Origin of the sequence: Streptomyces sp. NRRL F-5126 (assembly GCF_000721265.1) — a bacterium.
GTDB lineage: Bacteria > Actinomycetota > Actinomycetes > Streptomycetales > Streptomycetaceae > Streptomyces.
On the sequence record NZ_JOFZ01000005.1, the window covers coordinates 239244 to 251757 of the forward strand.

At 70.1% G+C, this 12514-nt stretch carries 10 protein-coding genes and 1 pseudogene; 5 read left to right on the forward strand and 6 right to left on the reverse strand.

Annotated elements, in window-relative coordinates; translation table 11 throughout:
- The first annotated feature begins 46 nt into the window (after positions 1-46).
- A complete protein-coding gene (locus tag IH48_RS0112255; RefSeq protein WP_030902903.1) occupies positions 47-1042 on the forward strand; it encodes an aldo/keto reductase in 996 nt (331 codons plus the stop codon).
- Between the two features lie 64 nt (positions 1043-1106).
- On the opposite strand, the gene IH48_RS0112260 is transcribed toward IH48_RS0112255, so the two are convergent.
- On the reverse strand, positions 1107-1559 hold the full coding sequence (locus IH48_RS0112260; protein ID WP_030902904.1) for a peroxiredoxin: 453 nt from the start codon (positions 1557-1559) through the stop codon (positions 1107-1109).
- A 176-nt stretch (positions 1560-1735) separates the two neighbouring features.
- Here IH48_RS0112260 and IH48_RS0112265 point away from each other — a divergent pair, with 176 nt between their 5' ends.
- The gene (locus IH48_RS0112265; protein ID WP_030902905.1) at positions 1736-2065 is read left to right on the forward strand and encodes a hypothetical protein; all 330 of its coding nucleotides are present in this window, start codon (positions 1736-1738) and stop codon (positions 2063-2065) included.
- Positions 2066-2116: 51 nt separating this feature from the next.
- Here IH48_RS0112265 and IH48_RS0112270 read toward each other — a convergent pair whose 3' ends face one another.
- The 4 genes and pseudogenes from IH48_RS0112270 to IH48_RS0112285 form a co-directional block, all read right to left on the reverse strand.
- The gene (locus tag IH48_RS0112270) at positions 2117-3376 is read right to left on the reverse strand and encodes an MFS transporter (protein ID WP_051839620.1); all 1260 of its coding nucleotides are present in this window, start codon (positions 3374-3376) and stop codon (positions 2117-2119) included.
- A gap of 4 nt (positions 3377-3380) precedes the next feature.
- Positions 3381-4277, reverse strand: coding sequence for a phosphotransferase family protein (locus IH48_RS0112275; protein ID WP_030902907.1), 897 nt, complete (start codon positions 4275-4277; stop codon positions 3381-3383).
- 194 nt (positions 4278-4471) lie between these two features.
- Positions 4472-4933 (reverse strand): annotated as a pseudogene (locus IH48_RS36985) (hypothetical protein); the annotation flags it as partial.
- 59 nt (positions 4934-4992) lie between these two features.
- Positions 4993-6474 (reverse strand): MFS transporter, encoded by a 1482-nt coding sequence (locus IH48_RS0112285; protein WP_030902912.1) that lies wholly within the window; start codon positions 6472-6474, stop codon positions 4993-4995.
- 66 nt (positions 6475-6540) lie between these two features.
- On the opposite strand from IH48_RS0112285, the gene IH48_RS0112290 reads away from it, so the two are divergent.
- The 3 genes from IH48_RS0112290 (at position 6541) to IH48_RS36590 (ending at position 9621) form a co-directional block, all read left to right on the forward strand.
- Complete coding sequence (locus tag IH48_RS0112290; protein ID WP_051839622.1) at positions 6541-6927, forward strand: winged helix-turn-helix transcriptional regulator; 387 nt, start codon at positions 6541-6543, stop codon at positions 6925-6927.
- Positions 6928-7888: 961 nt separating this feature from the next.
- Complete coding sequence (locus IH48_RS37485; protein WP_324604299.1) at positions 7889-8506, forward strand: DUF397 domain-containing protein; 618 nt, start codon at positions 7889-7891, stop codon at positions 8504-8506.
- A 254-nt stretch (positions 8507-8760) separates the two neighbouring features.
- Complete coding sequence (locus IH48_RS36590; RefSeq protein ID WP_037841731.1) at positions 8761-9621, forward strand: hypothetical protein; 861 nt, start codon at positions 8761-8763, stop codon at positions 9619-9621.
- A 290-nt stretch (positions 9622-9911) separates the two neighbouring features.
- Here the strand turns inward: IH48_RS36590 and IH48_RS0112315 are convergent, their stop codons facing one another.
- Positions 9912-12134: a catalase gene (locus IH48_RS0112315; RefSeq protein ID WP_030902922.1), complete on the reverse strand. Its 2223-nt coding sequence runs from the start codon at positions 12132-12134 to the stop codon at positions 9912-9914.
- Positions 12135-12514: the final 380 nt, after the last annotated feature.

Sequence of the window (12514 nt, forward strand, 5' to 3'; positions counted from 1 at the left end):
GTAAGGGCGCAGGCTCGTTGGGAGACCCGCGACGAAGGAGAACCCGATGCAGACTCGAAATCTGGGCACCACCGGCCCTGCGGTTTCCGCGCTAGGCCTGGGCGCGATGGGCATGTCGGGCGCTTACGGCGAGGCCGACCGCTCGGAGAGTATCGCCACCGTGCACGCCGCGCTGGAGGCGGGCGTCACGCTGATCGACACCGGCGATTTCTACGCCATGGGCCACAACGAATTGCTGCTCGCCGAGGCGCTGCGTGGCCGGGACCGGGACAGCTACCGGCTGAGCGTCAAGTTCGGCATGCTGCGGGCGCCGGGCCCCGGGTTCGGTGGACAGGACGGCCGCCCTGAGGCTGTGAAGAACTTCCTGGCCTACTCGCTGACCCGACTGGGCACCGACCACATCGACATCTACCGTCCCGCGCGGCTGGACCCGGCGGTGCCGATCGAGGAAACCGTCGGCGCGATCAAGGAGATGATCGACGCCGGCTATGTGCGCCACCTCGGCCTCTCGGAGGTCGACGCGGCGACGATCCGCCGGGCGCACGCGGTTCACCCCGTCGCCGACCTGCAGATCGAGTACTCGCTGATCTCCCGAGCGGTGGAGGCGGACGTACTGCCCACGCTGCGGGAGCTCGGCATCGGCCTGACCGCGTACGGCGTCCTCAGCCGTGGACTCATCTCGGGGCACTGGTCTGCCGGCCGTGCCATGGACCCCGGCGACGGCCGAGGCTTCAGCCCCCGGTTCTCCGCCGGGAACGTGGAGCACAACCTCACCCTCGTCGAGGCCCTGCGCCGGATCGCCGACGCGAAGGGCTGCACCGTCGCCCAGCTGGCCATCGCCTGGGTGGCCGCACAGGGCGAGGACATCGTGCCTCTGGTCGGTGCCCGCACCCGGGAGCGACTGGCCGAGGCGCTGCCGGCGATGGAACTGAACCTCTCCGCGGACGAGCTCGCCGAGATCGAGAAGGCAGTGCCGGCGGGCGCCGCGCGTGGCGACCGGTACCCGTCCGCGTTCATGTCCGGCCTCGGCGTCGGGAACTGAGCCCCACTCTCCGCCGGGCCCGCTCCGGCGGCCCGGACTCCTGGCTCGGACACCAGGGAACAGATCACCCAAAGGCGCGCAGCGCCTCGTCCGCGTGCCGGGTCATGTTCGTCTCGCTGCTGATGACCTTGACCACGCGCCGATCGGTGCCGATGGCGAAGGTCCAGCGCTTCACCGGTGTGAGCCTGCCCAGCAGGCCGCCACGCGCGACACCGAACATGCCCGCGACGGCGCCGTCCTCGTCGGACAGCAACGGGTAGTCGAACGTGTGCGCGTCGGCGAACTCCTTCTGCTTCGCCGGCGCGTCCCGGCTGATCCCTACGCGCTGCACACCGGCGGCGGCGAACTCGCCGGCCAGGTCGCGAAAGTGGCATGCCTCCTTCGTGCAGCCGGCCGACATCGCGGCGGGGTAGAAGAACAACGCCACGGGCCCACCGGCCAGCAGCCCGCTGAGCGAGCGCTTCTCACCGGTCTGGTCGGGCAGTTCGAAGTCAGGGACGAGCTCGCCTTCTTTCATGACCCCACCATGCCACTCGACCCACGAGTTCGCCGCCGTGTCGCAGGGTGCACTCACGCCCAGCGCGGTTCGTCGACGCCGCGCCCTGCTACGAGGCCGGTGACATGAAAGCGCGGGTCGCCTCCGACTGAACCGCAGTGCTGGCACTCTGGGCTGGTCGAACACGAGGAGATGCCATGAGCACGCACAAAGCCGTCTATGACGACGGAGCAATCCGCTGCGACGACCAGGGGCTCACCATCCGCCGCTACTACCCATGGGGCGCGAAGCGGATCCGCTACGCCTCGATCCAGGACGTCGAAACCCTCCCTCTCACCGGACTGAGCAGGGCGCGGAAGTGGCGCATCTGGGGCTCAGGAGACTTCATCCACTGGTGGAACCTCGACCCCTCGCGGCCGAAGAAGAACACGGCGCTCGTGATCCACGTCGGACGCCGCGTATACCCCACCATCACCCCCGACGATCCGGCCGCAGTCACTCGGATCCTCACCGAGATGACCAAGTGAACCGGTGCGGGACGAAAGGCGTCGTATCGCACCGCGGCGCCTGTGATGCCCTCAAGCCCCTGCGGCCTCTGCGTTCTCGCCGTCGGTTCCCACCTCCTGCGGCCCGGGGGCTGCCGCATGCGCTCGGGCATCGCTGCCAGGGAGGCAGCCCACCGCAGTGATGACCCCTGCGGCGCCGGCTGTGAGCAGCAGGATCCGATGGTCGACGAGAGCCACCAGGCCGGCCCCGGCGGCCAGGGCGAGAGCGTTGGGCGCGAAGACAAGGGTGTTCGCGGTGGCCGCCACCCTGCCGAGGAGTTCGCCCGGTGTCTCACGCTGGACGGCGGTCATGGCCGCGATCAGCACGCAGGGCAGGCCCGCGCCGATCATGGCGCCGGCGAACAGGGAGACGGGCACCGAGGGGATGACGCGCAGGGCGACGCCCGACGCGAACAGCACGATGCCCGCTGCGGCGAAGACTCGTTCGGGCATCCGCCGCAGCAGATGGCCTGCGAACAGCCCGCTGAGCACGGAGCCGGTGCCCTGCGCGGCGTAGAGCACTCCGACGAACGCGGGCGGACGGTGCAGGCCGGCATCGACCACCGCGTACACGGCCGCGCCGTTCAGCCCGGCCACACCCATGGTTGCGGCACCGGCCAGAACCAGGCGCCACAGATGCGGGCGGCCTCGCAGGTAGCGGACTCCCTCGGCGGCCTCGGTGCTCCACCGGCGGGCGGCGGCAGGGCGGGGCGCAGGATCGGCAACGCGTATGAGGGTGAAAGCCGCTGCGGCGACGACAAAGGTGACCGCGTCAAGCAGGGCCATGGCCCCGCCGCCGAATCGCACGAACAGGCCGGCTCCCAGAAGCGGGGCGACCAGTTTCATGCCCTCGCTCACCGTCATCCGCAGGCCGTTGAAGTCACCGCGCAGCGCTTCCGGCACGGTGGTCGCCACCCATGCGGCCTCCGCCGCATCCAGCAGCACGGAGCTGACGCCGTACACGGTCAGCACGGCGAACAGGATCCAGATCCGGTCTCTGGAGTCGACGGCGAGGAGAGGCATCAGCGCCACGGCCATACCGAGTCTGACCAGGATCAGCAGCGGCCGCCGACGCACGCGGTCGGCCACCGTGCCGATCAGCGGGCCGAAGAGAAGGGGCGCCCACACGCAGAACCGCGTCAGGGCGGCCAGACTGTCCGACCCGGTCAGCGACTTGGCCCACACGCCGGCGGCCAGCAACATGGCCGAGGTGCCAAAACCTGAGACCACGACACCACTCAGGTACAGCGTCGTATTGCGATCGCGTAAGACCTGCTGTCCGCCCCAGTCCATCCCGTCATCCTTCGCACTCGTCGAGAGCGCCGACGATCCGTTCCAGCCCGTCCAGCACGGTCACGGCGTCCTGCCACGGGCGCACCCGCGCGTCGCCGCGCCGCCGCCAGCGCCCCGCGAGGAACTGCACGCATGCCACGGTCAGCCACCAGCGGGTCGTCTCCGCGTCCGGCTGCCAGCCGGTGTCCCCGGCATAGCCGTGCCAGACGGCAGCGGCTCGGCGCTCGGCCAGGCCGCGGTCCGCGGGATCGGGACTGAGGAGCGCCAAGACCGCTGCGCGGGCGGGATCAAGGCCCAAAGGGGTCGCCTGGGCGGTCTCCCAGTCGATCAGGTGGTCAGGACCGTCGTCGCTGACCATGAAGTTCCCGGGCCCCGGATCCCCGTGGGTGAACACCGGGCGTGACAGGGACGGCCCGGTGGCGGCCGCAGCCGCTCGCTTCACGGCAGCGGCCTGCGCCCCGGGCAACTGTGCCACCAGCACCGCCGTGGCGCGCTCGTGGTTGCTCACCGTGTCGTCCGCGTCCAACAGGCGGATCCCCGAGCCGCCGACGGGCAGCCGCGTCAGGCCTGCCAGGCAGGTACCCATGCGCCGCCAGTCGAACGGGGTGACGGGGCGGTGCCCCCGCACCCGCTCCAGTACGAGGCATCTGGCACCCTCGTACTCCCCGCTACGGACCTCGCCCCACCGGTACACGTGCGGCACGGCTGCCGTGTGCCGCACCGCCCATGCCAGAGCGTGGTACTCGGCACACAGCCCACCGGCAGCGCCCTCCACCTTGGCGACAACCGCCTCGGAGTCGGGGGAGCGGCCGAAGAACACCCAGTTGTTCTGACCGCCGGATGCCGGTGTCAGTCGGCTCACGGTGAAACCGTCGGTGAGTTCGAGGTGCGGGAGTGTCAAGCGCCGTCCCCAGTTCGCCGGAGCTGCTCGGTTCGGCATCCACTGTAGTGAGCGGCCGCTGTGCCGCCTTCCCACCGTGCCTTCCCGGCAGCCCGTCGATCGCGTCACCGAGTCCGCGCCCCGGCGAGTCGGCCGACTTGGGGCGTCCGCCAGTAAGTCACCTGATGATCTCGGTGGCGAGGGCGACGAAGAACGCGGTGCCGTTCGGTGCACCCGCGCCGATGGCCGAAGTTGTTCATCCACGAGTTCGTGCGCTCTACGACCCACCATCCCTCGGAGTGGATCGGGGTCTGTTCGCCCCGTTCGGCGATCTTCGCGGTGATGCCTCGCGTGTCGAGGCCGACGTGGACCGGCCGGTAGCCGTAGCCCGCATCCAGGCTCAGCGCCGGTTGTTCGGGAAGCGGGCCCAGCGTCTTGACATCGGTGCGCTGTGAGCGTTTGCGAGGCCGATCATGGGGTCGTACGCGGAGAGCGCGGCCAGGTGTAGGGCGACCTCGCCAGCGCCGGCGGCCGTCCACTCGTCACGGCGCCTGCGCAAGGTGGTCGGCGAGCACGTCGCGTCCGCCACTCGCTCGTACCCCATCCCGGACACCAGCACCTCGATTGAGATTGCCGAAGATCACGTCGTTCGGGATCCGTCGGCGATGGCACGACAGGCACATCTCCTCCTGCAAACACAGATCCTCCCCGGCCCCGGGGTGGCGTCGTCGTCTGGTCAGCGAGTGGCGTTCTCCGTGACCGGCTTCTTCTCGGCCGCCGCACGTTGCGCCGTGGTGGCAGGGCGCAGCAGAGTGGCGGCGAGGAGGAGAGCAGCGGCGACGAGGCACGAGCCGATGCGGAAGGCGAACTGGTAGCCGCCCGTGAGTGCTGAGGTGGAGTTGGAGCCGTCGCCCAGGAGGGCATTGGTGTGCGAGGCGGCGAGAGTGCTGAGGGCCGCGAGGCCGAAGGCGCTGCCGATCTGCTGCATGGTGTTGAACATGCCGGAGGCGATCCCTGAGTCCTGGGGCGTGGCCGCTGACATCGCGAGCGTGGCCAGCGACGGCATCGCGAGGCCGAAGCCGATACCGAGCGGCAGCAGTGCGGGCAGGACGTCCGCGAGGTAACTCCCGTCCGCCGGCGCGCGGCTGAGGACGGCGAGGCCCGCCGTGATCAGGAAGAGTCCTGGAAGGAGTACGCCACGGGGGCCGAAGCGTGAAATCAGCCTGGCCGAGAAGCCGAGCGACAACGCGCCGATCGCGACCGAGACCGGGAAAACGCCGAGGCCGGTGTGGACCTCGTCGAAGCCGAGCACCTTCTGCAGGTAAAGCACGCACAGGAACTGGAAGCTGAACATCCCGGCCACCATGAGGGCCTGGATGCCCATCGCTCCTGAGACGTTGCGCGAGCGGAACACACGCAGCGGCAGAAGCGGGTGACTCGCCTTCGCCTGACGGGCGACCATTGCCAGGAGCAGGACGAGTGCCGCAGCGCCGAAGCCCAAGGTGTGCGCGGATGCCCAGCCGTAGCCGGCGGTCTCGACGATCGTGTAGACACCGAGCATCAGTGCGGAGGTGACCAGGAGCGCCCCCATCGCATCGAACCCCTCACCGAGCCCGCTGCCGTGCTCGGACGCGAGCATGCGCCCGGCCAATAGCACGGCCACGAAGCCGATCGGAACGTTGACGAAGAAGATCCAGTGCCAGCCGATGGCCTGCGTCAGGACGCCGCCGGCGAGAAGGCCCAACGAGCCACCGGCGGACTGGACGAAGCTGTAGACGCCGATGGCCTTGGCCCTTTCCTTCTGCTGCGGGAACAGCGTGACGACCATGCCCAGGGTGACGGCTGAGGTCACCGCGCCGCCGATGCCCTGGACGAACCGGGAGGCGAGCAGCATTGCCGAATCTTGCGACACACCGCACAGCAGCGAGGCGGTCGTGAAGATGCCCAAGCCGGTGATGAAGACGCGCTTGCGCCCGATCAGGTCGCCGAGCCGACCGGAGAGCAGTAGCAGACCGCCGAAGGGGACCAGATAGATGTTGACCACCCAGGCCAGGCCCGACGAGGAGAATCCGAGGTCTTGCTGGATGGTCGGCAGCGCCACGTTCACGATGGTCCCGTCGAGGATGACCATCAACTGACCAGCACAGAGCACGGCCAAGGCCGCCCAACGGGATGTCGGTGCCGAGGAGACGGTTCTGGGCAAGGGGCCCCCTTCCATTGGTGCACGACTTGTTACAGCCGTCATCTTCTGTAACCATGGCGCGCACCGGAAGGAGGCACTTTCGTGTCACGCAGTCACACCGATGTGTCCGAGCAGGTCAGCAACGAGGCGTGCCCCCTCACCGAAGTCCTCGACCACGTCGCGGGAAAGTGGAGCATCGGAATTCTCGTCGCTGCCGCGAACGGTCCGGTCCGGTTCACCGAGTTGGAGCGCGCCATCAAGGGCATCAGCCGACGCATGCTCACCTTGAACCTGCGCAAGCTGGAACGCGACGGCCTGCTCATCCGGACCATCTACCCCACCGTGCCGCCCAAGGTCGAATACAGCCTCACACCCATGGCCCGCGAACTCCACGCGACCCTGACTGGGCTCGTCGGCTGGGCGGAACGCCACCGAGCCGACATCACCACCGCCCGCGCCACCTACGACGCCGCCGCATCGGCTCCCTGACACCCGCGCAGGGACCCGGCAGCGGTTGAAACGAACACCTATGGGCGGACGCCCTCAACGGCCATACCTCGCACGGGCCCGCCTCTCGGCCTGCCGATGCCATCCGGCCACAAGTGCCGGAAGCCGTCAGGAGGCAGGCAACCGGGCTTTGTCCGACCTGCACAAGTTCCCTGCCGGGAGACTGTTCCAGACCGCAGGGGCGGGTGCGTGCCTGCACGGCGGACTATGAGAAACAGACGAGCTGTCATCCTGCCCTGCCTGGCCGACAGTTCGACTCGTGCGAGGAGCTCCGGACGGCGGGAGCCTGGAAGCAGCGCCGCGACAGAGCTCCCCAACACGACGACACTCCGCAATCGACCTACGGAGCCGCCATGGAGGATAATCCCCATTCCCCGCCGTCCGGAACCATCACGCGCCATGATCAGGTGCTCACCCGCCGGGTCAGGATGCGGCGATGGGTGAGCCGGAACCGCCGTGGAATCGTCGCCCACTTCGCCCGAGGCGTTGCCTACGGTGCAGGGCTCGGCCTCATGGGCCTGGTCGTGTGGATGATCGAGAACCACTGATTTCGCGGGGCCCGGGCGTCCGGTTCGGGCCTCGCGAACCTTGGCCGGCAACGCGGCGCGGCGCGGCGCGCCGAGACGTGTGAGGTGTCCTCGTCCCGGTCGCCCGGTTCGGCCGGCCCCTGCGTCACGGGGCGGCCTTCCGCAAGGCGGCTGCCAACTGGCGGGCTACGTCGGTCCGGCAGCGAGAGGCCTGCTGCGGCCGGCGCCGCCCGCAGTTCGTTGCGTGCCGCGCCTGCCTCCCGGAGCTTCGCGTCCGTACTCCTGGGCCCGTTTGCTTCCATGCGCGCACCTCTCCAGGTCGATCACTGCTTCACAGGACTGAGCATGAGCGGGTAGCGGCACGCTCACCAAGGGTTACGGTTTTCGGGACGTCGGAACGGAAACGGGGGTCGGCAGTGCCCGCACCGAGGGAGCTCGATCCGAGCGCCTCTCTCGCCGCGCTCTACGGCGCGAAGTTACGCAAGCTGTGCGTGCGGGCGGGGCTTACGCAGCGGCAGTTCGGCGATGGGATTCCGATCGCCCACAGCCGCATCGCGCAGTTCGAGCTGGGCAAGGAGGTGCCTCCGGAGGACGTCAACGGCAAGCTGGATCTTCTGCTGGACGCGGACGGCGACCTCGTCGACCTGTGGGGCCACGTGCGCCGCACGCCGTTTCCGGATTGGGCCCGCAAGTACATGTCGTTCGCCAACCGCGCCGGCGTTGCCTACGTGGAGAGTTCGCACTCCGGAGAGCTTGTGGAGACGCAAGAGACAGTCGCAGAGTACGTCCTGGCATTCGGTCATCTCCGGGCGCAGGCGACCCTCACCGTGACGGCCGTCTCCCGACGAGAGGCCAGCGCCGCAAGGTGGCGAAAGTCCAGCTACAGCAACACGCAGGGCGGCGACTGCGTCGAGGTCGCTGAACACATACCGGATGTTGTCCCGGTCCGTGACAGCAAGAACCCCGCCGGCCCGGCGCTGCTCATCCCCAAAGCCGCCTGGAGTGCATTCGTACGGCACCTCCGGCACGCGTAGCCCCGCCCGCCACCGGGGCGCGGATTTGCGCGTCCCGGTGGGGCGCGTCCTCCTTCAAAGAAACGGGTGAGGAACCGCCCAACCAAAACCGGGCGCGGGCGCGAAGTACACCCGCCACACGATCGGGTGACGGGTGCTCAGGAAGTCGGAGTGGTGGGGTACGGTCGGTCCCGACACCCCACAAATAAAGACGGCCCCCGACAGGACTCGCAATCCTGGCGGGAGCCTGACCGATCTGGAAGAAGAGCTTCCCGATGGCTGATCCGCAGTCTAACGCGGGCGCGCCCCCGCGCCCGGCCCATGTGATCCCGCAGGACGCCCCCAGCGCCGGGGTGATCCACGTACGTCACCGGCACACCGACCGGTTCACGGTGGTCGGCAACCACCTCGCCCAGCATCGCGGGCTCTCCGCCGCCGCGATCGGCATCGCCGTGTACATCCAGTCCCTTCCCGACGGTGTCAGCGTGACCGCCAAGGCCCTCACCCTCCGCTTCCGCGAAGGCGAGACCACCGTCCGACGTGCCCTCAACGAGCTGGAGGCAGCGGGTTACCTGGAACGCAGGCGCGTTCCGCTGGGCGGGGGCCGGTTCGCCACCCGCACCCTCTCCTACGACAAGCCCGGCTGCCTGCCGGGAACCGTACCCGCGGCGGCGCCCGCTGCGCTGCCCGTGCCCGTGCCCGCCCGCGCGTCCGCTCCTGCGGCGCCCGCGCCCGACCCCGTCGCCACGGGCCCCGCCACGGGCCCCGCCGCGGACCTCCTCGCCGGGCTCCGCGCCGTCGACGGCCGTCTGGTCCTCGCCGCGCGCGACGTCCGCAGGCTGGCGCCCGCCGTCGAGGAGTGGCTGGGCCGCCAGGTCACGCCCGCGCAGGTCGTCCGTACCCTTACCGCCAACCTGCCGCCGGCCGCCGTGCCCATCCACCACCCGCCGCGCTTCCTGGAGCACCGGCTCTCCGCCCTCCTGCCGCCACCGCTGCCCGCCCCACCGCCCGAGGCGGCCCCGGCGCGGCCCGCGCCCCTGATCACCTGCGACGGGTGTGAGCGCGCCTTCCGCAGCCGCGACCCCGACGCGCGGTGCGCGGAGTGCGGGCCCGTCCCGGGCCGGTGCGCCGCGTGAGGTGAAGTGCCGGACGTCGCCGACCGGGCAGCGCGTCGAGGCGCCCGTAGAGGCGGTCGGCGATGAGCTGCGGGCTGCGGCCGGCGAGGCCGTTCCCGGCACCCGCAGGCCGCCCTCGCGCGCCGCCCGCAGCGCGCCGAGAGACAGTTCGTCGGTGAAGCAGAACACCGCGTCAGGCGGCTTGTCCAAGGACATCGGGCGCAGCATGGCGCGGTGGCCCTCCGGGTGGTGCGGCGATGTGACGGCGACCTCGCGGGCGGGGTCGGGACGCATCCGGCCGCCGCGCCGTGTCAGGCCGACGGAGGGAAGCGGTCCCACACGCGGTGCGTACCGAGCAACTCCTTGACCTGCTCAAGCGTCGCCACACCGCTGTCGCCGCCCACCACCCCGGGCGCGTCCGCGGAAACACCGGCAGCGGGCAGGGCGCTCCGGCCGCCGGCCCACACACCGATCGCCTTCCCGTGGCGGAACACCTCCGACAGCAGCAGCACCACACGGGAATCCACCGGGTCGCCGTAAGGCACCCCGGCCAGCAGCACCGCGTCGAACTCGATGGACCGGGCTGTGGCGAACGTCCGCTGGACGGTGATCGGGTCGCCGGACGGGTCCAGCCTGCCGCCGGAAGGCGCGACGACCAGCGGCACCATGCCGGCGTCGAGTACCGCCTGACGCACGGCCCGCACACCGTCGAGGTCGGACTCCCCGTCCGTGACGATGGCGACGACGCGGCCGTCCAGCGGCCATACCTTCCCCACCTGCGACAGCGCGGGGCTCGGCCGCGGGTCGGCGAGCGGCTCCTCCGGCGCGGGCGCGGGCAGGCCGAGGCCGGTGGCGACCTGCTCGCACAGTTGCGCGTCGATCCGTGCGAGCGACTTCAGGCCGCGCTCCTTGACCGCCTGCTCGTAGCACTTGCCCAGCTCGAACGTGTACGCGGCGGTGATGTGCTCGCGCTCAACCGGCGACATGCTGAGCCAGAACAGGCGCGCCTGGCTGAAGTGGTCGTCGAAAGAGGCGGCGGCGTCGCGCACCTTCCTGCTCTGCGGCACCTCGACGGGCACCTCGATGAACGCGCCCGTGTCCTCGCCTGCGAGGAACGGGCAGCCCCCGTCGAGCGAGTTGGGCCGGTACGGGGCCACACCGCGGTGCACGCCCGTCTGGTGCATGCCGTCGCGGAGCATGTCGTTGACCGGGGCGTGCGTGCGATTGATCGGCAGCTGCGGGAAGTTGGGCCCGCCGAGCCGGGTGAGCTGGGTGTCGACGTAGGAGAACAGCCGCCCCTGCATCAGCGGGTCGTTGGTGACGTCCACGCCCGGAACCATGTTGCCGACGTGGAAGGCGACCTGCTCCGTCTCCGCGAAGAAATTCGACGGGTTGGCGTCGAGCGTCATCAGCCCGATGGTCCGCACGGGCGCCAGTTCCTCCGGCACGATCTTCGTCGGATCGAGCAGGTCGATCCCCTCGAACATCTGCTCAGGGTTGTCCGGGAACGTCTGCACGCCGAGTTCCCACTGCGGAAAGGCCCCGGCCTCGATGGCGTCCGCCAGGTCGCGGCGGTGGAAGTCGGGGTCGAAGCCGCAGGTCATCTGTGCCTCCTCCCACACCTGGGAGTGCACACCGAGCTTCGGCTTCCAGTGGAACTTGACCAGTGTGGAGACGCCTTCGGCGTTGACGAGCCGGAAGGTGTGGACGCCGAACCCCTCCATCATGCGGAAGGAGCGGGGGATGCCGCGGTCCGACATGTTCCACAGCGTGTGGTGTGTGGCCTCCGTGTGCAGTGTCACGAAGTCCCAGAAGGTGTCGTGTGCGCTCTGCGCCTGCGGGATCTCCCGGTCCGGGTGCGGTTTTCCGGCATGGATGATGTCCGGGAACTTGATCGCGTCCTGGATGAAGAACACCGGCATGTTGTTGCCGACGAGGTCGAAGACGCCCTCCTCGGTGTAGAACTTCGTCGCGAAGCCACGGGTGTCCCGGACGGTGTCGGCGGAGCCGCGCGAGCCGAGGACGGTGGAGAACCGCACGAACACCGGGGTCTCCACGTCCTTGGCCAGGAAGGCGGCCTTGGAGATGTTCGACGCCGTGCCGTAGCCGCGGAAGACGCCGTGCGCGGCGGCTCCCCGCGCGTGCACGACGCGCTCCGGGATGCGCTCGTGGTCGAAGTGGGTGATCTTCTCGCGCAGGTGGTGGTCCTGGAGGAGCACCGGGCCGCGCGGCCCCGCCTTCAGCGAGTGGTCGCTGTCGTACAGGCGGGCTCCCTGTGCGGTCGTCAGGTACGGGCCGCTCTGCGCCATCCGGGCGGGGTTGTCGCCCGTGGCCTGGCCCGTGGGGCTGACCGTCTCCGGGCCCGACTGGTCCGCCTTCGGCGGCAGCGGGTCCTGCGGGGCGGTGCGCTCCTCCACCGTCGGTGCGCCGCTCCCCGGCTTGCCCGGCACACCGTCCTTCGGCCTGTCGTCTCCGAGTACTGCGCCTACGGCTTTCGCGGCGGCGGCCCTGATGGACGCCTTCTTGTCACTCACACTTCGCTCCTGTTGGTTGGGCGCGGGGGACGACACAACGACAAAACGTGATGAAGCCAGGCATACCAGCGGTCGCGCGGCCGGGCACTCGGCATTGCGCCTCTTGCGTCACGCCGGTGTTCCGGGCCGCGGCAGCGGACCTCCGCCGGCCGGCGGCACACCCGTTCGGCGCAAGGCACCGCTGAGGCCCAGGTGACTGCCGCCGCGGGTGGCGAGCCCCGGATCACACCGCGCTGGCGTCCGGCACGGCTCGCGGCGTCCTACACGTAATCCGAACTGGTCTTCTTGCCCTCGTGTTCGTCGCCGGTCCGACGCCTCTGCCGGGGGGCGCGCGTGCCGGCGGAGATCTCGGGTAGTCGGACTGCCAGAGTGGGCTCACC

What these genes read in the sequence shown, in the direction of transcription:
- IH48_RS0112255 (WP_030902903.1), top strand. Translation starts at nt 47, where the DNA reads ATGCAGACTCGAAATCTGGGCACCACCGGCCCTGCGGTTTCCGCGCTA.
- IH48_RS0112260 (WP_030902904.1), bottom strand. Translation starts at nt 1,559, where the DNA reads ATGAAAGAAGGCGAGCTCGTCCCTGACTTCGAACTGCCCGACCAGACC.
- IH48_RS0112265 (WP_030902905.1), top strand. Translation starts at nt 1,736, where the DNA reads ATGAGCACGCACAAAGCCGTCTATGACGACGGAGCAATCCGCTGCGAC.
- IH48_RS0112270 (WP_051839620.1), bottom strand. Translation starts at nt 3,376, where the DNA reads ATGGACTGGGGCGGACAGCAGGTCTTACGCGATCGCAATACGACGCTG.
- IH48_RS0112285 (WP_030902912.1), bottom strand. Translation starts at nt 6,474, where the DNA reads ATGGAAGGGGGCCCCTTGCCCAGAACCGTCTCCTCGGCACCGACATCC.
- IH48_RS36590 (WP_037841731.1), top strand. Translation starts at nt 8,761, where the DNA reads ATGGCTGATCCGCAGTCTAACGCGGGCGCGCCCCCGCGCCCGGCCCAT.